General features: G+C 43.5%; 20 protein-coding genes and 1 pseudogene. 13 read left to right on the top strand and 8 right to left on the bottom strand.

The window, feature by feature from the left end; all coding sequences use genetic code 11:
- Positions 1–360, top strand: a pseudogene (locus OH458_RS14925) (LysR family transcriptional regulator); the annotation flags it as partial.
- 636 nt (positions 361–996) lie between these two features.
- Here the strand turns inward: OH458_RS14925 and OH458_RS14930 are convergent.
- Complete coding sequence (locus OH458_RS14930) at positions 997–1,947, bottom strand: LysR family transcriptional regulator (RefSeq protein ID WP_269978905.1); 951 nt, start codon at positions 1,945–1,947, stop codon at positions 997–999.
- Positions 1,948–2,126: 179 nt separating this feature from the next.
- Here OH458_RS14930 and OH458_RS14935 point away from each other — a divergent pair, with 179 nt between their 5' ends.
- Together OH458_RS14935 and OH458_RS14940 are read left to right on the top strand one after the other, a co-directional pair.
- Positions 2,127–2,993: a DUF1330 domain-containing protein gene (locus tag OH458_RS14935; protein WP_269978906.1), complete on the top strand. Its 867-nt coding sequence runs from the start codon at positions 2,127–2,129 to the stop codon at positions 2,991–2,993.
- 15 nt (positions 2,994–3,008) lie between these two features.
- Positions 3,009–3,818 carry an SDR family NAD(P)-dependent oxidoreductase gene (locus OH458_RS14940; protein ID WP_269978907.1) on the top strand — a complete coding sequence of 270 codons (810 nt, stop codon included), beginning with the start codon at positions 3,009–3,011 and terminating at the stop codon, positions 3,816–3,818.
- Positions 3,819–4,044: 226 nt separating this feature from the next.
- On the opposite strand, the gene OH458_RS14945 is transcribed toward OH458_RS14940, so the two are convergent.
- Positions 4,045–4,359 carry a Fis family transcriptional regulator gene (locus tag OH458_RS14945; RefSeq protein WP_269978908.1) on the bottom strand — a complete coding sequence of 105 codons (315 nt, stop codon included), beginning with the start codon at positions 4,357–4,359 and terminating at the stop codon, positions 4,045–4,047.
- A 156-nt stretch (positions 4,360–4,515) separates the two neighbouring features.
- On the opposite strand from OH458_RS14945, the gene OH458_RS14950 reads away from it, so the two are divergent.
- Positions 4,516–4,854, top strand: a complete 339-nt coding sequence (locus tag OH458_RS14950) for a cytosolic protein (RefSeq protein WP_269978909.1) — start codon at positions 4,516–4,518, stop codon at positions 4,852–4,854.
- Between the two features lie 126 nt (positions 4,855–4,980).
- Here OH458_RS14950 and folM read toward each other — a convergent pair whose 3' ends face one another.
- The 4 genes from folM to folK form a co-directional block, all read right to left on the bottom strand.
- A complete protein-coding gene (gene folM / locus OH458_RS14955) occupies positions 4,981–5,697 on the bottom strand; it encodes a dihydromonapterin reductase (protein ID WP_269978910.1) in 717 nt (238 codons plus the stop codon).
- Positions 5,694–6,332: a GTP cyclohydrolase I FolE gene (folE, locus tag OH458_RS14960; RefSeq protein ID WP_269978911.1), complete on the bottom strand. Its 639-nt coding sequence runs from the start codon at positions 6,330–6,332 to the stop codon at positions 5,694–5,696. The genes folM and folE overlap by 4 nt, the downstream gene beginning before the upstream one ends.
- Before the next feature lie 11 nt (positions 6,333–6,343).
- Entirely contained in the window at positions 6,344–6,721 is a 378-nt protein-coding gene (gene folX, locus OH458_RS14965; protein WP_043886789.1) for a dihydroneopterin triphosphate 2'-epimerase, read from the bottom strand.
- Between the two features lie 88 nt (positions 6,722–6,809).
- The gene (gene folK / locus OH458_RS14970) at positions 6,810–7,331 is read right to left on the bottom strand and encodes a 2-amino-4-hydroxy-6-hydroxymethyldihydropteridine diphosphokinase (RefSeq protein ID WP_269978912.1); all 522 of its coding nucleotides are present in this window, start codon (positions 7,329–7,331) and stop codon (positions 6,810–6,812) included.
- Positions 7,332–7,574: 243 nt separating this feature from the next.
- On the opposite strand from folK, the gene OH458_RS14975 reads away from it, so the two are divergent.
- From OH458_RS14975 to OH458_RS15005, 7 genes are all read left to right on the top strand, one after another.
- Complete coding sequence (locus tag OH458_RS14975; protein ID WP_269978913.1) at positions 7,575–9,110, top strand: PAS domain-containing hybrid sensor histidine kinase/response regulator; 1,536 nt, start codon at positions 7,575–7,577, stop codon at positions 9,108–9,110.
- Between the two features lie 57 nt (positions 9,111–9,167).
- Positions 9,168–9,446, top strand: coding sequence for a cytosolic protein (locus OH458_RS14980; RefSeq protein ID WP_269979055.1), 279 nt, complete (start codon positions 9,168–9,170; stop codon positions 9,444–9,446).
- Positions 9,447–10,215: 769 nt separating this feature from the next.
- Positions 10,216–10,686, top strand: coding sequence for a helix-turn-helix domain-containing protein (locus OH458_RS14985; protein WP_269978914.1), 471 nt, complete (start codon positions 10,216–10,218; stop codon positions 10,684–10,686).
- A 251-nt stretch (positions 10,687–10,937) separates the two neighbouring features.
- A complete protein-coding gene (locus tag OH458_RS14990) occupies positions 10,938–11,678 on the top strand; it encodes a hypothetical protein (protein WP_269978915.1) in 741 nt (246 codons plus the stop codon).
- Between the two features lie 47 nt (positions 11,679–11,725).
- Positions 11,726–13,096 carry a serine hydrolase domain-containing protein gene (locus tag OH458_RS14995; protein WP_269978916.1) on the top strand — a complete coding sequence of 457 codons (1,371 nt, stop codon included), beginning with the start codon at positions 11,726–11,728 and terminating at the stop codon, positions 13,094–13,096.
- Positions 13,097–13,222: 126 nt separating this feature from the next.
- The gene (locus tag OH458_RS15000) at positions 13,223–14,371 is read left to right on the top strand and encodes a DcaP family trimeric outer membrane transporter (protein WP_269978917.1); all 1,149 of its coding nucleotides are present in this window, start codon (positions 13,223–13,225) and stop codon (positions 14,369–14,371) included.
- Between the two features lie 51 nt (positions 14,372–14,422).
- Positions 14,423–15,784: a serine hydrolase domain-containing protein gene (locus OH458_RS15005; protein ID WP_269978918.1), complete on the top strand. Its 1,362-nt coding sequence runs from the start codon at positions 14,423–14,425 to the stop codon at positions 15,782–15,784.
- Between the two features lie 213 nt (positions 15,785–15,997).
- On the opposite strand, the gene OH458_RS15010 is transcribed toward OH458_RS15005, so the two are convergent.
- Positions 15,998–17,191, bottom strand: a complete 1,194-nt coding sequence (locus tag OH458_RS15010; RefSeq protein WP_269978919.1) for an acetate/propionate family kinase — start codon at positions 17,189–17,191, stop codon at positions 15,998–16,000.
- Positions 17,192–17,481: 290 nt separating this feature from the next.
- Here OH458_RS15010 and OH458_RS15015 point away from each other — a divergent pair, with 290 nt between their 5' ends.
- Positions 17,482–19,083, top strand: a complete 1,602-nt coding sequence (locus OH458_RS15015; protein ID WP_269978920.1) for a putative bifunctional diguanylate cyclase/phosphodiesterase — start codon at positions 17,482–17,484, stop codon at positions 19,081–19,083.
- Here OH458_RS15015 and OH458_RS15020 read toward each other — a convergent pair.
- Positions 19,080–19,364 carry a DUF2218 domain-containing protein gene (locus OH458_RS15020; protein WP_269978921.1) on the bottom strand — a complete coding sequence of 95 codons (285 nt, stop codon included), beginning with the start codon at positions 19,362–19,364 and terminating at the stop codon, positions 19,080–19,082. The two genes, OH458_RS15015 and OH458_RS15020, sit on opposite strands and share 4 nt — an antisense overlap.
- A gap of 178 nt (positions 19,365–19,542) precedes the next feature.
- Here OH458_RS15020 and OH458_RS15025 point away from each other — a divergent pair, with 178 nt between their 5' ends.
- Entirely contained in the window at positions 19,543–20,514 is a 972-nt protein-coding gene (locus OH458_RS15025; RefSeq protein ID WP_269978922.1) for a helix-turn-helix domain-containing protein, read from the top strand.
- Positions 20,515–20,522 lie beyond the last annotated feature (8 nt).

Below are 20,522 nucleotides of genomic sequence, written 5' to 3' on the forward strand. Positions count from 1 at the left end.
GCCTTAGCCAAGCTCAGTAGCGTTCATCTCGATGAGCTAGAGATAGAAACCCAGTATATCAGTGAGAGCCATCACAACAGTAACTCTAAGCTGTTCTCAATCTCGACGGATTTAAGGTTGATTAGTAACAATGAGGTACTACTTGAACTGCTTCGGGACGATGGTTGGGCGATACTCAATCAAACTGTCGCCGAGCCATTGGTTTCAAACGGAGTCTTGAAAGAGTTGCCAGTGGTAGAGGTGGCTAACTCACTGAGAATTCCACTCTCCTATTATTGCTCTCCTGAATTGGAAGGCTACCAAGAGATCCTACTCTTAGAATCAATAATTACCGAACACGCCAAAGCACTTTTTCACTAATCTATCAGGACCATATTCAGCGTATTGACACCTAATGCTTTTGATAAATAAGCTTACATAGGGCGTATGAAAACTTCACTGAAGTGAGAACTGGCAGTAACAAAACCTTTCACAAGGCATGGCGTGAATTTACTGGTAAGAAAAGCGTAACATTTACGTCAGAACTAATTGTCTACAACCCCAATTACAAGCAGATCATGGATTGGGAAGAGTTCATTGTTGGGTTAACTTTTCCTAGCTAATTTCTTTCTAAGTATTGTTACGCCCTTGCTATCAACGCCATAAAGTTGAAAGCTATTTTTTGCTAAATCAACTCCTAGCACCGCAACGGGAAATTTTACGTTATGATTAGTCATGGTTCGGCTCATTCTGTTTGATGTTTGCTCGCACCTACATCATGGCTCATTTGAAGCCATATTGGGAGTGAGGCGGACTATCCTTTATGTGGTTAGTTGCATTTTATAAGCATTAGCAATATTTGTTCAAAGGGGATTATTCAGAAATGTTATGAGTAATAAATCTAAACAGAAAAGGGACAGATCCGTGCCCCGTCAACTCACCTCTGGATATAAATGAGCTACACGTTTTTTAGATTAGAACTTAATGGATTACCTGAAAGTTTGGCAAGACTTCTAGTTAGCTTTTACTCACAATATCCTGCAAAGTGTCTAACAGCATATTTTGAACAGGTGTGTGGGCAATATTTGGCAATGTCCATGCTGACACCTTAATAGTCGTATTCACTTTCGCCTCTTTTATTTCAATAAGCTCCAGCTGCTTTGAATCCAAAAGCGGTTGTACCAGTTGCTTGGGAAGAAAGGCCCAACCCTCTCCGGACATAACCAAAGACAATAACAAGTGCATGCAATCAACGTACTGTATCTCCCTCGAGATCGAATAGAGGCGTTTTTTACTTATATGAGACAAATCCTTGGTCATTATTTGGCGATATTGAGAGAGGCGATTGACATCTGCATGTGCAGGGACGTCACTCACCACAGCCTTAACAGCGCATATATCAAGGTTCGCTAACAACGTCGATTTGATTGAGATATGTCCTTCTCCAGTATTAACAATGACAATGGCTAAATCGACCTCCCCCTCTAGTACTTGTTGCTTCACTACCTCCGTCGTACTTTGAGACCAATGCACTTTGACTTTCGGGTATCGCGTTCTCAATACGGTCATAGTTTGGGTTAGCCAATGAGTCGGAATCAAACCACTCACTGCTATTTTTATCTCTTCCTCAACCCCATCAAATACCCTTTCAGTGACACCTTCAAAGTAGGTAGCTTCAGTATGTAACCTCTTGGCATATTCATAAAGCGAAAGCCCTTCCTCGGTCAAGCTAGGGTACCTCCCTTCCCGATCAAATAAGTCATATCCCAAGTCGATCTCAAAATTAGCAATCATCTGGCTCAGCGTAGAGCGGTCTTTATTGAGTTTCTTTGCGGCGGAACTGAAGCTGCCCGTTTCGGCAACCGAAACAAACGCTTCTATTTGGTTGAAACTAATTCTCATAGACAAATACCTTGCTGCTTCTAGAAGAGGATAAATCAAACGCCATTGACTTGATTGTTTAGCCATCTGGAGACAAGCAGACAATCTCGAGTGATCTACTTTGCGGTGATGCTCATTCTATGTGTGGGATTTTACCACACATACTGATTACATCATTTTCGTGAATAGAAGTAAATTAGCCCCAACGAAATGATTCAGCGGCACATATTCCTGAATACTGAGCCCCTACTACTGGAGAGACTACCATGAATAAAAACAGTACTTTAATACTTACTTTACTTCTATCTGCAAACGCATTGGCTAGCGATTTACCAGCAGGTATCGTCTCAAAGTCTGAGCCTACAAGCTTCGCAGAACGTGTTGAAAAAATTAACGCTAGCCCAGTTTTCTTTGAAGCATTGTCCAAGCAGGCAGATACTACTCCAATCATTAATCTTAACCTTCTTAAATATCGACCAAGAGGTGATAGCACGACTTACGACAAGTATGGCGCAGTCGCTGGCCCTGAAATTCTATCAATGGGCGGAGACATTGTTCTTCACGGTCACCTAGACACAAGTGAAAACAAAATCTTTGAGCAGTCGGATGAGTGGGACGGCATTGCATTTGTTCTGTATCCAAGACGCTCTTCTTACACGCAACTGCAACGCAGCCAAACTTACCAAGAAGGTATCTCAGACCGAGTCGCGGGTACTTACGAAAGGTTGTTATATGTCATTTCTGATGGTGAATCCTTTTACAACGCTGACCATACCGTTGAGCAACTCCACAACGAGAAGATGAGAATTCAAGTGGAAGACGATACCGTTATGGTCTCTCAGTTATTACGATTCAATAAAGATGGCAAAGAGATTTATCGAGAGTACGCCCAGCAATTTGAAAAAATCTTAACTGAGCATGGCGGTTCCGTTGTTTTATCTTCAAATGCAGAGATGCCAATTGTTTCGGAAGAATACTGGGATCACTTTGTAACGTTTAAATTCCCTTCGCAGGAAGCCATGCATCAAGTATATCAATCTGACGAGATGCACACGATCAATGGATTAAGAATAAAAGCACTTGAAGACACATTAACTGTGCAAAGCCAACCTACACCATTACCAACTAAATAAGCAGAGGGCACGACCATGATTAAAAAAATCGTTTCTTTATCAATATTGTTTTTAACACTTTCTACCCAAGCTGTAGCTGATGACAGAAGAGTTGCCATTATCGCTGATGCCTCTCTACACCTTGGGCCTGAGCTTGCTTTGATTCTAGCCGACAGAGGCCATGACATTGTCCTTACACAGCCACGAGAGGGTTTAGTGGATGAATTGGAGAAAAAAGGGGCTAAAGTTATCAATGTAAAAGGCATCGATAACATCAACGATAAAGGAGCGGTTAGCAAGCTTGTAAAAGCCGCTGATGCTAATTTTGGTGGGTTTGACTCAGCATTCATTCGCCCTGGTCTACATGTAACTGGTAACATATTTGAAGTCACTGACAAAGAATTCGAAGACGCTTTCAAAGGGAACATGTTATCGGTTAGTTACGCTCTTAAAGCGCTACTCACTGACTTACAAGATAAAGGGCGCGCAGGGCAAATACTGATTGAGACTAGTGCATCAGCACAACGACCAATGCCGATTGCTGTGGCTTATGGCTCAACTAGAGCGGGCGCTAACATGATTATCCAAGATGCGGCATACACTGTTGCACGAGAGGGAATAACGGTTAACGCTATGGGTACAAACTTTATGAACTACCCTGGATTTAGAGAATCGGTAGGTGCTGATGACCCAGAGACATTTGAAAAAGTACTTAGCCAAATTCCGGTTCATAGATTGGGCGAACCGAAGGAAGCGGCTCACCTAGCTGCCTCTCTATTGGATGGAAACAATATGTACACTACTGGCCAAGTATTTAGTGTGAGTGGTGGTTGGGCTGCTCAATAATAGCTTCTCCCTTTCTGTAAAATAGTGAGTTATCACACCATGGTCCACCTCATGTTAGGTGGACTGTTAGTTTTCAGCAATCTCAAAGCCCTTATTTTTGGTTCCGCGAAACTGATTTTAAATCAAAACCAACCGATCTATGGTTACACCTATCATCTAGTCCTCTTAAAGCTAAAAGTGTTTTGGGCAATAACAAGTTCCCCCAACAACACTTCATTCACTTTCTTTATCGGCGGCCATTGCGGCTTTGCTGGACATCGTAGCGAATATGCTTGCTCGCGTTTGTTAGTTGCACACCAGCTTTACTAAATGCGTTTTGGATAGTTGTGGAGACATGCTGTTGGCCCTCGCCCGAGAGAAAACTGGCTCGGTCTTGGTCAGATTCAAATACGCAGACGATTTCTAGGCTTTGCGGAAACGCAGCGTGTTTGACGGTATGAGTCACCCATAGAAAGCCATCGTAGCCCTTTAATGTATCTTCACAAACGTCGGTCAGCACCTCTCGAATGAGGTTCTCTACCTTCTTATCTGATTTACGCATAAAGAAAACTCCGTATTTAAACTTTGAAAGGGTCCAAGTCTACATTGTCTTGAACAAAATTGGGCGGAGGATTTTATTCACTCCCCTATTGACGAAACTGTTCTTAGCTCACCTTATAGTGATAAAATCGCACCATCAGAATTATTGAGACACTCTATGTTTATTCATCGCGTAAACGATATCGACTGGCTAGTGATTACCGCTTTTGAAGAGCTGAAGCCTCTTTTCATAGAAGAAGCCGGTGCCATTCCCTCTTACTTTTCTACCACCAGCGAGTTGAGCTTGATTGATCAAGCCAGGCGCGCTTATGGATATCTGCCTAAACTCAGTGGTGTGATCACTGATACGGGCACATTTCAAAGCAAGGATATCGAAGAAGATTTGAATCCTCAGCTTGCCTGTCTGGTTGAGGGGCGCGGTCGGGTGTTTATCTATCACGGTGGCTTTGTCGCTTTTGTTGATGACGAGCAAACCTTTATCACCCGGATGGATTAGGCACTGCACACCCTAGCGTATAGAACTCAAAAGCGAGCGCTAGGCTCGCTTTTGGCAATAACTAATACACGCATTAAGAGTCAGTTAGCATAGAAAACGGTAAGCACCGTTTTCATGGCAAGACTTTCACTTCAAGTGTCTCCCACCGTCAAGATGCATAATTCTTCCAGTCATATAGTGGCTACCTAGGACAAATTCAATCCCATCGATCACTTCTTCAAAACCTGCCTCTCTTGGGAGCAACGCTTTTTGTAACGCCTTGGCTTTGTATGCGTCATCATCATGGTCATTGAATTTGATCAAGGCTGGAGAAAGCGTGTTCACTTTCACTTTTGGCGCCAACATCGCGGAGAAGGAAAGCGTCAAGTTATTGAGAGCAGCTTTACTTGCAGCGTACGCAATGTGTTTCTTACTGCCTTTCTCTGCCACGTAGTCACTGATGTGGATGATGTCTGAAGTGTTGTCGCCAGATATGAGTTGATCTTTGAGTGTCAAATTGATCAGGTACGGTACGCTAACATGAACCGTCATCATCTGGGTCATAATTTGCGACGCATTCTCGCTCGGGTTCTCTTTGTTCTCCGCCTTCCAGTCAGACGCATTGTGTATGATGGCCCTCAGCGACTTATACTCCTGACCGACATAATCAAGAAAACGCTCAACGCTGCTATGTTGATAAAAGTCTACCTGCTGCAGGTCTGCCCCATCGTCACGCAATCGTTGCAGCTGAGGATAATCGCTTCGGTAAGTACCGATCACGCGGTATCCATCAGACAACAACTTCTGCGCCAACGCAAAGCCAAGACGTTTTCCCACTCCGGTTATTAAAATTGTCTCACTCATCTTAAAAACTCTGCTCTGGTTTGAGGGTTGGTCTTGAAAATGCCCCCGAGCGCCGTTGTTGAGGTTTCAGAGTTTGCATCCATGACTCCTCTTGATTTGACGCAATAATGAGTCGCTTTAATGGTCACGGCGACGTTTTCCGTCTCGACCAGCGTCTGTATCGCCACCAATATTTGTTGAGTTAAACGCTCTTGGACCTGAGGTCGCTGGGCGAAAAATCGAACGATTCGGTTAATTTTCGATAGCCCAAGTATCTTAGATTCCGGTATATAGGCAACTTGTGCTAGACCGTCGATCGTGATGAAGTGGTGCTCGCAGGTTGAGGTTAAATCTATGTCCGAAACCTTGACCATTTCGTCTACGGACATCTTGTTATCGATGACACTGATTTTAGGGAAGTTGTCGTAATCAAGCCCTGAAAAAATCTCATGGACATACATTTTCGCAATCCGGTGAGGCGTTTCAGCGAGACTGTCATCGGTTAAGTCCAACCCAAGCGTACTCACAACTTCCGTTAATAGTCCTTTGATGCGATTGTACTTTTGATCACTGCTCATTTCGCTTGTTGTCATCGGAGTTTCAAGCCCTCTGGAGAGTAGAGCATTTCGTACTTTTTCAGCTTCTTTGGTCAACATTGGCTCAATCCTTATGAATTAGTATCTTGGTCTGCTTGATAGCTCAAGGTTAGCGATACGGAGTCAGCGAAACGTAACGCATGAGGTTTGTCGATTCTTACTTGCGCGTACTGCACCCATGGATGGTCAATGCAGATTCCGAGCACATCACTGGTCAGTTTCTCCAACAACAGAAATCTGCCAGATTCGACATGGTGAATAATTGTCTTGCAGATGTTTTTGTAGTTGAGAGCGTTATCTACATCATCGGCGAGGCAGAGATTGTTGGCGGGGTAATGGATTTCTGCGTTTATAACAATATCTTGCTGCTTTGTTTTCTCTTCTTCGTTGAAACCTATGAAGGTTCTTAGTCTGAGATTAGTGATCGTAATAATGGCGTTGTTATTCATGACGGTTTCTCTCCCTAGAAGGTGAAGTCACGTACGTGCTTGGTGTAACAAAAGATCAATAAAGTGCGTGCGATTAAGACGCCATTCGTTATTTTGAAGGCACTGCAATGGCCGAAGGTAAGCTGACCGTGAACGGTATAACGTCAGTCTTTTGGCTCTGCTGATCGAAGCTATCCCATAACTGCTGAAAGGAAATGCCTAAGATTGGATGGCGCTCTTGAGGCGCTAAGTCGACTAGCGGGCGAAGAACAAACGCGTACTCAGTGATCTCACCTCGTGGCAGCTCTACTCCGTCGATGATTCCTACTTTATCGCCATAAAGAAGAATATCGATGTCTAGCGTGCGTGAAGCGTATTCTTTGGTCTCACGCTGACGACCATTATCAAATTCGATTTGGTTTAGAACTTCAGCCAACTTTGCGACAGGAAGGTCACAATCGAAACCAACAACTAGGTTCAGAAAATTATCTCCCTTGAAACCTACGGGCTCGCAATCGTAGCAATTTGATACGGTTAGGGGGGCAAAATGTCGATCTAATGCTTTTAGCGATTCTGTAACGTGATATTCGCGGTTAATGTTGCTGCCGATACTGACATAAACGAAGGCCATAGTATTTTTATTCCTTTTTAGCCTCTCTGTACGCAGCAACTCAGTGAGACGATCAGCTAACTTCCATCTATTTATCAGGCAAACGATGTGCCTAAATGCCTCTTTCTTTGTGCTTTGCCTCCTCCTCAGTTATCTCACTAGCACGTGCACTAAACCACTATACAAATGGGAAAAACTGGCTATTTAGCGTTGTTGGCTATACTCAGATGAAGCGATGGTGGGGAAACAGGGATAGCGTTCAGCATGAAAAAAATAGTACTTAATACTGAAAACACCCCCGAGAGATTACAACTGGTTTTAGATAGCACTCGACTTGGTATGTGGGATTGGTCTCCAGTGACCAATCAAGTCGTGTTTGACTTTAACTGGGCTAACATGTTGGGTTTAAAGATGAGCGATCTTTCCATGACTTTGGATGATTGGTCCTCCCGCGTTCATCCAGACGATATGGATTCCTGCCTTGCCGACATTAAGGCTCATCTCGAAGGTAAAACCGACTTCTATGAGAATATGCATCGAATGAGGCATGCTGATGGGAGCTGGGTGTATATATTGGATCGCGGTAGAGTGGTAGAGCGAGACAGTGAAGGAAATGCGCTACGTTTCACCGGCACCCACGCGGATATGACTGCGCTAAAAAGCGCCGAATTTGATGCATTATTGGCGACCAAAGCGAAAGAGCGATTTTTCTCGTCTATGTCACATGAATTGCGAGCTCCTCTCCATGCAATGCTTGGGTTGTTGGAAGTCGTGCAAAACGATCCCAAAGCCGATGATATTCAGGAAAAGCTGAAAATCGTCAGTGAGTCAGGTTTTCACCTATTGAATGTGGTGAATAACATACTCGACGCGAGCCGTTTACAACACACCTCGTTGAACATTAAGCACAGTGAGTATGACTTGGTCACCTTATTAAAAGATGCATACGATTTATTCTCTCACAGAGCAGAAGAAAAAGGACTGAAGTTTGATTTCATCAATCGACTGGATTCAGCGCAATGTTACCTTTTATCTGACCGCTCGCGAATGTTTCAAGTACTGATTAACCTTATCTCTAACGCCATCAAATTCACCTCTTCGGGTTCGATATCAGTTGTTTTAGAGAAACACGCACAAGGAATACGGGTTGATGTGTGTGACTCTGGTCAAGGTATCGATGACCTCTCAGCAATCTACAAACCTTTTTTCTCAAAAGACGTCAGTGATAAATACGATGATGCGACGTCCACTGGGCTCGGTTTAAGCATCTCAAAAGAAATCGTTGAAACCTTAGGCTGTAAGCTTGAAGTTCAGTCAAGCATTGGAGTAGGTTCCAAATTTTCCATAATTATCCCCTCCTCCGTAGAGGCAAAGATTGAGGCTTATAAACGCCATTCATCGCCGGACATACCTCCCCTAAAAAACAGCTTGGCGGGGAAAACCATACTCGCTGTGGACGACACGCCAATGAATCTTGTTTTACTTAAAGCAATGTTGTCTCCCACATCCGTTGAGTTAATCACCGTCACTAGTGCGCAGCAAGCGATGGAAGTACTGGGGCATACGCAAGTCGATGTGATCATTACAGATTTACATATGCCTATACAAGGAGGACTAGAGTTAACGAAGCAAGTACGAGCTTCTTCCGTGAATCAGGAACTGCCTATCATCGTTTTATCAGCTGATACCAAACATGAAGCTTGGCCGAGGTGTGAAGCCGTCGGAGTGAATGCCTATTTGGAGAAGCCGTTTACATCCGATCAACTAGTGGCTGCACTCTGTGAATTCACGGTCACGTAATTTATTCTATACGCTTAACTATCTGATTTGCTTATGAAGCGACTTCGCATTTAGACTCTGAGGTGGTGGAATCTGTTTACTATCTGGATAGCGGATGCCATCCCCTCACACTTTTCTACCACCAGCGAGTTAAGCCTGATTGATCAAGCCAAGCGCGCTTACGGACAGCTGCCTAAGCTTAGTGGCGTTATCACCAATAGGGGAATTTTTGAAAGCAAGGAGATGGAAGGTTTGAACCCTCAGCTTGCCTGTCTCGTTGAAGAGCGCGGTCGCGTGTTTATCTATCACGGCGGCATTGTGAATGACGAGCAAACCTTTAGTGCTCGAATGGACTAAGCATATACACCCCAGATTTTAAAACTCAAAAAGCGAGCACTTGGCTCGCTTTTTCTATTGATTGGAATCTATTGCAGTAGTTCTACTGACTGCTGAGCGATTACGAACTCTTCGTTAGTTGGTAATCTATTAGTATCACTTAAATCAAAGCATCAAGTTAATGAAGTAAAAACAAGTCAAACCAAAGTTCATTGATGTGGGAAGCAGCAAGGTGATTTGCTATATTTGAAATAACTCGATAATCACACACACAAAACTTATGCCTAGAGTACTCTCCCCCCTCATACTAACGTCGAGTGATTCACTGTTTTACTATACCCCATACTTTGATAGTAAAGGCATTCGTTGGAGAGAGGTTGCTAATGAGTTTCGTTTACCAACGGACAACTTGCGCCCGAATACATGGATACCAATGAAGGATTTCTCGCTTTTTCTCAGTAAAATGGCCACTCTGTGTGAAGAAAGGATGCCGCTAATAGTCGGTCAGAACGTAGCTCAAAAACTAATTGATGGGAAATGGGACCTTATCGAGAAAGATTCAGATTTTAAACAAATAGTTCAAGTTTTTATGTTCAATGAACATCGCTTTAGTCGTCAAAATACCTTTTGGTTAGAACGAATATCTGGAGAGTGGTGTTTATGTAACCGAAGTGTTCTTAAACCCTCTTTTCCAGGCGCCTATATTAACGAGTGGTTTCGAGTCGCATTTATTTTACAGCTATGTCGAAGCAAGTTAGGAGATGACTGGGCTCCAGCTAGTTTGAACGTAATGACGGATAGGAAACAAGGTGAAAATTTTGGAGAAATGCTACTCCCTCACACTCAGATCCGTTACAACCAACCATTCATGAGTTTTGAGTTGACTAGTGTTCAAGAGCTCGAACCAATGACAAACCGTTCATTGAAGTCCAGAGATATCGGTGAGGTACGCTTACTGGCAGAGAGTTACTGCCATTTACCTCATTTTACGTTGGACTGGCTGGCGAGTTTATTTGGTGTTACGAGTAAAACGCTCTATCGCTATTTCAAAGATCATGACACATCATTTAAAGAGATTAAGAAAAGCGCAGTACTAAATCGCAGCAAACAGCTTCTTCAAGACACTGATGAGCCTGTGAGTAACATAGCTTACCAAATGGGTTACGATGATGTATCTAACTTTAATCGTGCAATCAAAGCGATGTGCGGAAGCACCCCCGCTAAAGTAAGACTCGCCTTTCGACAAAACTCTAACGAGTAAACTCCTTCCAAGATACTTGTTCCCCACGCAAATGGTGGAAGTCATCCTCCCCTTCTTCCACTAAGAATTGACAAAATGTCCACAAATGACCTCTTAAATGTCCGTAAATGACCTCTATATAACTATCGTATCGTCTTAATATTCTCTCATCGAAAGGAACTTTTGCCTTAGCACGTTAGCAGTCTGTTAGCTGCTGAGGTACTTGCAAACGGATTTTGTATTACTTACATCGATAACCAAGAGATCTGACGATGACACATACGAAATCAATAACGGTATTGCTTGCTTTAGCAACTTCTTTACCGACCTTCGCTCAAGAGAAGGCTCCTGACCCTTCGGATTTAACTGAAACGAGTACCTCAGCTTATGTTGGTATGAGTAACAAAGGCGGTGTTAAAGGTTCAATTTCTGGAAACATGAAGTTTGCCAATGGTCAAGAAGGGATGCTTACAGTAGAAGCCGCTATGGATAACACGGGGGATTATACGGATAGTCGCGTTCAATATTTTCACGTTTTCAATACCGAAAACACAGCTGTACCTAAAGTAGCTGCGTCACTTGATATTCTAGACAACGCTTTATTCACATCAGCATCACCTGGTGTCACTTTAGCAATCAATTCTGGCGTTAAAGGCTTCAACATCTTTCCGCGCGTTGGCGTGTTAGGTGGTGAGTTTTCTGAAGAAGTGATGGCAGCAACAAACATTTCTGATAACTCAGCTATCGGTGGTTCAGCCGCTTTATATATGTTTTATACCGCAGGTAACGACGGTACCTATTTCGGTTTATACCCTGAATATAATTACCTTTCTGGTGATGTAGATATGTCTGTTTTAAACACTAACTTCCTGATGTCTACACCATTTAATAACGATAGAACGCGCTGGGGTCAAATTAAGATTACCAACACGAACACCACGATCAAGAACGGCTTTATTGACGAAAAAGTGAACGACACCGTGGTATGGGCTAACTACAAGTTCTATTTCTAATTTTCACGATCATCATCGTCCACAAATTAATTAATCAAGGTATCTACATGAAAAATAAATTCAAAGTACACAATATTGCTTTGCTTATTGCTACAACATTAGCGGCAGGTGTTGCCAATGCAGAGTCCGCTCTCGACAAAGCACTTTCAGAGCCTGGAGCCCAGCCCATTATTCCGGTTACTCAAGTAAAAGAAGGGTTTGAAAAAGAGTTTATTGATCAGGCTAACCGTTCCTTTGGGAACTTCCACATGCAAATGGGCGGAGATCACGCACTCTACTACGCCATCAATATGACTAAATACATACCGGCAGAATTAGCAATGCCACATGGCCAAGTGAGCGTATTGAAACGAAATATCGATGATTCTCTTAACGAGTTAACCTTTACCATGGGGGATGGAAGCGAATCGGTTACTTTAAAGGACTACATCAACGACAAAAAAACTCGAGTACAAGGGATCATGATCCTTAAAAGTGGTGAAGTGGTATACGAAGAGTTTCCAGGCATGGACCCGAGCGATACTCACCTATGGGCATCAGTAGCTAAAACTTCAGTGGGTACTTTACTCACTATGCTTGAAGTCGAGGGCAAAGTCGACATGAGCAAGCCTATTACTGAATACGTACCTGAACTTAAAGGCACAGAGTGGGACAATGTAATCATGCTTGACGCTATGAATATGGCATCAGGTCTCGACATTAGTGAAAATGCGGCAAATACGCTCAATCCTCGTTCAGTATTCCAACGTATGCTTTCTGCTGATTTTCATGTTACTAATGCCGATGGTGTTAAAGAAGATGAGATGAAAGTGCTACGCGATGTCGTACCACTTGAAGGTGAACCTTCTGGTGAAGTGGCACGCTATAGCTCTACAGTGACCAAAGTACTAGGCGTTGCTATTGAGAACATCACTCAACAACCATTTACCCAAGTATTTGAAGATCGTATTTGGTCTAAGATAGGTGCACGCGCTTCAGCACAGGTCAACGTATCTCCTGCTGGTCATGCGATCTCCTATGGTCTGATCAACACCCGCCTAGATGATTTAGCACGCTATGCCCTGCAATTTACACCAAGCTGGAACAAGGTGTCGAAAGAGCAAGTTGTTTCTAACGAAGTGATAGAGAAAATGCAAAAAGGTGGTAATCACCAAGCTTATTTAGCGGGCGACTTTACTGAGCACTCATGGGTAAAAGCATCATTTGGTAAAGATATGCCAATCTACAATACTCATCAATGGGATGCGGCTTGGGAAGATGGTGCATTGTTCAAGCATGGTAATTTATACCAGAGCATCTACGTCGATCCTGATCGCGATGTTGTGGGTGTTGCTTTCTCAACATCACCAGTGTATCTAACACCCGATTTAGTACCTGGCTATCTACGCCAAGCAGCTAAAGAACTGGCAGGCAAATAACCTAATACTCCCCTTCCATTCGTGAAGGGGAAGTCACTCCATCTAACTGTTGAATTGAGTTTCTTCTTATTACAGAGGGGGGAGCTCGCTTATCTCAGAATAAACAGCGACTAGAAGCCTTACTCTATGAACAAACAAAATCTTGTTTTTAAAAAACGATTACTCACAATTACTGTATGTGTTTTCTCAACAAGTTCCTTAGCTAATGGGTTCGAACTATCAGAACGCACACAAGGCGAATTCTCAGGAAAAATTACTGGAGCGCTAATTGCAGATAGTGATGTTTCTGGTATTGGTAGCAATAACCTATCCAATGGGTTATTTGGAAACAGTGACGAAGGTAATATTGCAATTGATACCACGTTGACTCGATTCAACTTTGGTACCCATACCGACCTGAAAGATAATGAGTCACTCAAGTCATTTGTCTCGCTCGACTTCAACGGTAGTAACAGCGGTAAGATGGATTTGCGCATGCGCGAAGCGTACGTTAGCTGGGGTTTAGGCAACGGTGAGCTCACTGTAGGCCAGACTTGGTCCACATTGATGGACTTAAATCGCTTTCCAGATACTCTGTTAGAACCAACCATTTCGGGGGTGGTTTTTACCCGCCAACCTATGGTTCGCTGGTCACAATCGTTTGGCACTTTCCGCTACGACCTAGCGCTAGAAAGTGGGTCTAATCGCGTCATGACTGAAGACTCAGAAACCACACTGGACAACGCCGCAAGTTCACCAGATTTCATTTTCGGTATACAACAAAACACCGACAAATATTGGCTTCGCTTATCTGGTCTTGTTAATAAGATTACCACCAAAAACGTATCCATTAACCAGACATATAACGACAACGGCTGGGCGTTCCAACTCTCTGGGGGCATCAAGTTCAACGAAAAAGATCATTTTCAACTGTCCTATTTTAATAGCCATGGCAACGATCGCTATGTGCTAGGTGTGAGTCAAACTGGTCCCTTATTTACCCCCGATTCTGGCGAGCTCCATTTACGAGAGTCTCATTCGTTCTGGGGAGCCATTGGGCATTCATGGACAGACACGCTGAAGTCAACAATTGGCTATGGTGCATGGCAAGCTCAAGAGCTCGAATGGCAATCTGATACGTTCACGAAAACCCAATTTGGCTTAGCTAATTTGAAATGGACTGCGCGTGAAAGTCTTACGTTAGGTGTGGAATATAACTACACGAGATACGACAGATCAAAAAGTGAAGACCGAGACAACCATCGTTTAATTTTTTCTGTCAATTACGATTTTTAAACTACTAAGTTATTACGAATAACCACTAAACAATGAATAAGTGAGTAATTTATGACATGTTTTAAACTAAAAAAAATATCCGCAGCAATTGCTATCGGTAGTACGATCGCATTTTCTTCTCTCGCATTCTCGAATGCTGAGATTAACCTAACCGGTCCTACGTTAGGTGTGACAAGTGAGTTAAGTACATCTATTTCAGTAAATGAAATCAATGACATCAGCCTTTTTTTCAACCAACCAGAAAACAAAGTAAAGATTCAATTCCCTTCCGCTGAAACTGAATTTGCTTGGGTGAATATGTCAAAATTCTATCCTACAGTCCAAGTACCAAGAAGTGGTGAGGTATCTGAACTTCCTTACGCGATCAATGCCGACATCAACAACGTTAAGTACATGAACTACCGTTCAGACAAAGAAATCTCGGTTGACGAGCATTTCGATAGTAAGCCAATTGACGCAATGGTGGTTGTTAAAGATGGGAGAATTGTTTTTGAACGTTATAAAACGATGCGTCCTCAAGACAAGCATCTGTGGATGTCTGTATCAAAAGTCACAGGGTCGACTATTTTGGCAATGCTTGAGCAAGAAGGCAAAATAGATGTGCAAAAACCTGTTAGTCATTACCTTCCTGAGCTTAAAGGTTCAGTCTGGGACACTGTCAAGGTCGAAGAATCACTGGATATGGCTTCAGGTCTAAACGGTACAGAACACGATGAACCAACACCTGACTCGCGCACCAACCCTGACCAAATTTGGTTCCGCTGGGCGGCGACTCCATCTATCGGTGTTTTACCCGACGTACGTGAGCGCAATGAAAGCTGGGTGGATGTATTGAGCTCTATGGAGCGTAAAACACCGGGTCACCAAAAATTTGAATACAACTCAATTAATACCTTTGTAGTGAATCGAATTGTAGAGCACGTTACAGGCAGACCACTTTCAGAGCTTTTTGCAGAGCGTATTTGGAGCAAGATGGGAATGGAGCATGATGCTTACTATTTGGCTAGCCCATCAGGAAACACTATCGGTTTTATGGGGGTAAATTCAACTCTTAGAGACCTAGCACGTTTTGGTATGGCATTTACACCAAGCTCTGAACAAATTGCTGGTGAAAAAGTTATCTCTGACAAAATCTTGGCTAAGATCCACGACCGCACATACATCGACCAATATCCAGATGGCTACCTTGGTAAAAAACTCACCAAAAACTTTGCAGACGATGCAGGCAACATTACTAACCGCTATCAATGGGATGCTGTTACGTCTGAAGGTGACATGTATAAAGCGGGTGTAGGTGGCCAAGGTCTCTACATCTCTCCATCAACAAATACTGTCGTTGCTTGGTTTGCAACTGGTGATGGTGAGAACCAAGAAGAATCAATGGCAAGAGCTATTGTAAAAGCAATAAATTAATGACATTAGTCACTCGGTTGTATAAATCGAGTGCTTTAGTTGCTCTACTATCGAGTTAGGTCAGCAGCTATAGAAGCGATTACATCCTTTCTACAGACTGTTTACTCGTAATGGTTGTTTAGACAAGTCTGTACGATGGTTTTTGCAAAATGTAAAACACAAAAAGCGAGCCACTTAGGCTCGCTTTTCATTATTTGATTTTCTTAGAATCTATTACAGAAGTTCTACTGACTGCTGAGCGATTACGAACTCTTCGTTGGTTGGGATAACCATAGCGACAGCATCAAGAATTGATGACTTCGCGATGATGCCTGCGTTACCAAAACGTGCATCTTCGTTGCCTTTTTCATCTTCAACGAAGCCCAGTAATTTAAGGTTGTTTAAGATTTCGCGGCGAATCGGCAGTGAGTTTTCACCGATACCACCAGTAAAGATAATCGCATCTAGGTTGCTAAGTGGGATTAGGTAAGAACCAATGTACTTCGCCACTCGGTAAGTAAAGACTTCGAACGCCAGTTTTGCGCCCTCGTGACCTTCTTCCATCGCTTCTAAGATGCCACGAGCGTCTGACGTCAGACCTGATACACCTAAGAAACCTGATTTCTTATTCAACGTTTCGAAGACTTGCTCTGTCGTCCAACCTTTTTTGATTAGAAACTCAATCACACCTGGATCTAGGTCACCAGAGCGTGTGCCCATCATTAGACCCGCTAACGGTGTGAAGCCCATGGACGTATCCACTGACTCACCATTTTCGATCGCACACACTGATGCGCCATTGCCCAAGTGAACAGAGATAAAGCTCGCCTCTTCAACAGGCTTGTTAAGCATTTTCGCTGCTTCGCGGCTAACAAAGTAATGGCTAGTGCCGTGGAAACCGTATCGACGGATGCCGTACTCTTTGTACAATTCGTTTGAGATTGCACCAGTGAATGCTTTTTGAGGCATTGTTTGGTGGAATGCAGTATCAAATACAGCGAACTGAGGAAGGCTTGGGAAAGCTTGCATTGCAGCTTCGATACCTTTTGCGCCTGCTGGGTTGTGGAGCGGAGCCAAGTCAGACAGGTTTTCAATTTCTGCGAGCACTTCATCATTAATACGAACCGTTGAAGTGAACTTCTCACCACCGTGAACGATACGGTGTCCCACAGCAACTAAATCTTGTGTGAAGCCTAGTGTTTCCATCAAAGCAACAATACGGTTGATGGCATGTTGATGGTGGTTATCTGGGGCAGTGATTGCTTCTTCCGTTTTCTCACCATTGTATTTCCAGCTGATGACGGCTTCTGGAAGACCGAAGCACTCACCAAGACCAGAGACAATCGCGTCTCCCGACTTAGAATCGATAACAGCAAACTTAAGTGATGAGCTACCTGAGTTAATAACCAGCACATACGAATTTGACATGAGGGATGTATCCTGTTTCAGACCGTGTAATGAAAGCACTATGCTTATATCGTTATGAATACCATTATTCAATTTTTTTTGAATCTTTCAACTTTCTTTAGCTAAATTAAACAAAACAAATAACTTTTGTTGATCTAAAGCAACTGTCAATTTAATTCGACTGTAAAAATTAATGTGAGTTTTATAAACAGTCTCGAAAGCTCTACACTATACGTAGTGCAAACGATTTCATTTGCGCATCTGCTTTTGAAAGTAGCCTGAAGGGTTTATAGACGATCAACGGTGTCAACTTGTATACATTAGCCATTCTTCTCATCATTGCTGGCATCTTGTTGCTACTATTTGGCTTGGTTCCTGCTCGCCAAATTTGCGCCAAAACCCAACACAAAAGTTGGCAAGCACTCAGCTTGTTAATTGCTTTGTTTGTGATTGGTTATACGTCAGTTTTGGTGTCTCTTCTGGTGACACAGCAAATCAACAATGTGGTGTTCGGCTTATCCATTATTCTCTTTTCAGGCAGTGTGTTTGTTTACATGGTGACCACCTTCAGCCTCAACACCATCAAAAAACTTCACCACTTGGCGGAAGAAGAAAAGTACAACGCCCTTCATGATCCCCTAACCTCTCTACCAAACCGGAAACACTGCATTGAAACGATTAACGCTTTAACAGAAAGCCAAATCCCCTTTCACCTTTTAATGGTCGACGTGGTCAATTTTAAGCAGATCAATGATGGCATGGGACATTTTTGTGGTGATCAGTTGCTGGTTCAAATCGGTCAACGCCTCGCCTCCAACCTAAGCCGCGGCGATTTTGTCGCCAGAATTGGGGGGGACGAGTTTATTGTCATTTGCCCTAACCAGAATGATATAGCAATCCAGTCACTCGCGAATACGATAAACATTGAGCTGAAAAAGACATTCTCTATCGATGGCTTCGAGCTCACCAGCAGTGCTATCGTTGGCATCAGCCGATACCCAGAGCAAGGTAAAGATGCCGAGCAAGTGATCAACGCTGCTGATATGGCGATGTATTGGGCGAAGCGCAGTGGCAGGGAGAGCGCTAAGTTCGATCCCTCCATGAACCAAGGTGCTCGGCAAAAACTGGAAATTTCACGCGCCATTGATGAAGCTCTAGAGGAACAGCAGTTCAGAATTTACTATCAACCCATCGTGTGCAGTAAACTCAACCTAGTTTGTGGATATGAAGCATTGATGCGTTGGGTCAAACCCGATGGAACCACCATCAGCCCGGTTGATTTTATCCCCGTCGCGGAGCAAAGCAATAAGATCACCTCCATCACCGAGTGGTTACTTGACCATGTCGTCGCAGATATTGAGGCGTTTCATCAACACGGAATTCATTGCCCTGTGCACGTCAACTTGTCAGCGAAAGATCTCATGGGTAGAAGCCTAGAAAATCAACTCGTTGCCTTAGCAACACGAACACCATCATTAACTGACTCTATTGTGTTGGAAATAACAGAAAGCACTGCAATTAACCGATTACGCAGCCCAGAGAAGCGTCTAGAGGCATTAAAATCGCTTGGATTTAAAATAAGCTTGGACGATTTTGGTACCGGCTACTCTTCGCTGTCATTGCTTCGAGATCTTCCTGTTGATCAAATCAAAATCGACCGCTCGTTCTTATATCAATTAGAGAGAAATGAACGTAACCGCTCTATTGTGTCTAACGCGATCTCATTAGCGCATGGACTGGGCTATAGCGTTGTTGCAGAAGGCGTTGAACAACAAGAGATTTTGCACATTTTAAATAAATATGGCTGCGATTACATTCAGGGTTTTTATTACAGTCCGGCAATGCCGCTAGAAGACGCGATTTTATGGACGCTAAACCACAACCCACCGCTGATTGACGAACTAGCGAATTAGGGCTCCCACACTAGCTCAATGGGCTCACGGCGGGCAAAAAGGTGAACATGGGATTCTATGATTGCCATGATGGTTTGGAGTTTTTCTTCCTCATCAGCACAACAATAAATGGTGAGAGCGGAGTTTGATGGCTCAACTTGCATCCTTGCCTCTCCCATGGGAAAGGTCACATGGCCACTCACTTCATCCCACTCGGCGTCTACTTTTCGTGCAAAGTGGCGACATAATACTGTTATATACTTGCTCGCGTGTTCGGAGTAAATCGTAGTCTTTTTTTCCATTGTTATTCTCAGCAAATGGCGCAGTTTATTAAAATCGTGGTGGTTCAAGCCGCCTGGTATCGGAGACTGCTCTAGTTGGTAATGAAAACAATTCGCATGTATGATAAGTGTCAATTTTATTAACGTGAAGAATTTACGGTTATGCCAAATCGCATAACGGTTATGAGGAATCGCTACCATGGAACCGGGTTCACGCACTCCTATCTCTATCCCTAAGGTGGTACTCACAAAAACTGTGATAGAAGAAAATCGAAGGGTTATCTTTAGCCAAAACCGGTTTGCAAACTCCCCAATCCTTGAGGGTAAACTCCTCCATTACGAGGCGCCTGATGCCTACACTCTGTATGCCGGGACGAGCCATGAGTTAGTCAATACACACGTGGTTTCGTCAATCAAACCCTGCGTTGTTTTGACTATCGTTTTGGAAGGCACGCTCACTTTTGGCTATGACGATCTAGAGTTTCAGTTGGATGGCTCGCGGTGCGCCGAAGTTCTTATGGTCAACCTAACACATCCAGTGAGTTTTCATCGCAGTATTGAAAAAGACAACCAACTCACCAAAGTGAACCTTGTTATCTCGCCAAACTGGCTTAAAGCTCGCCTTAATCAAAACGAATGTCCCAACCAATTTGTTCAATCTCATCTCAATTACTTAAGACAACCGATTAATAGCGATACTCTCGAAGTCATTAAACGCATCCTCAGCTGCGAGCAACCAAGCGATCTATTGGGTCGCCTAGCGCTTGAATCGCTCTCTTTGCAGCTTATTCAGAAAATGTTTGCGCTGGTTGATCGAAACACCTCTACACACAAAGCGTCAAAAGACACGCCGCAATCTGAACGCATCAAACGCATTTTGCATTTTATTGAAACCCACCTCGACGCGCCGATGAGCTTAGATGGCTTGGCTGCCCGTTTCTCGATGAGTACATCCAACCTGCAGCGCGTTTTTAAAGATGAGTTAGGCGTTACCGTAAAGAGCTACATTCGCCAGAGACGGCTTCACGTCGCCAAAACTGGATTAGAACGCGGTGTGCTGACGGTGACAGAAGCCGCCTACGAGGCAGGCTACAACCACCCTGCGAACTTTACCAATGCGTTTAAAAAAGAGTTTGGCGTTCCACCAGCAAAAGTAGTAAAACATCTTTAACGACAAAC

This window comes from Vibrio sp. MarTm2, assembly GCF_027587055.1.
GTDB classification, from domain to species: domain Bacteria; phylum Pseudomonadota; class Gammaproteobacteria; order Enterobacterales; family Vibrionaceae; genus Vibrio; species Vibrio sinaloensis_D.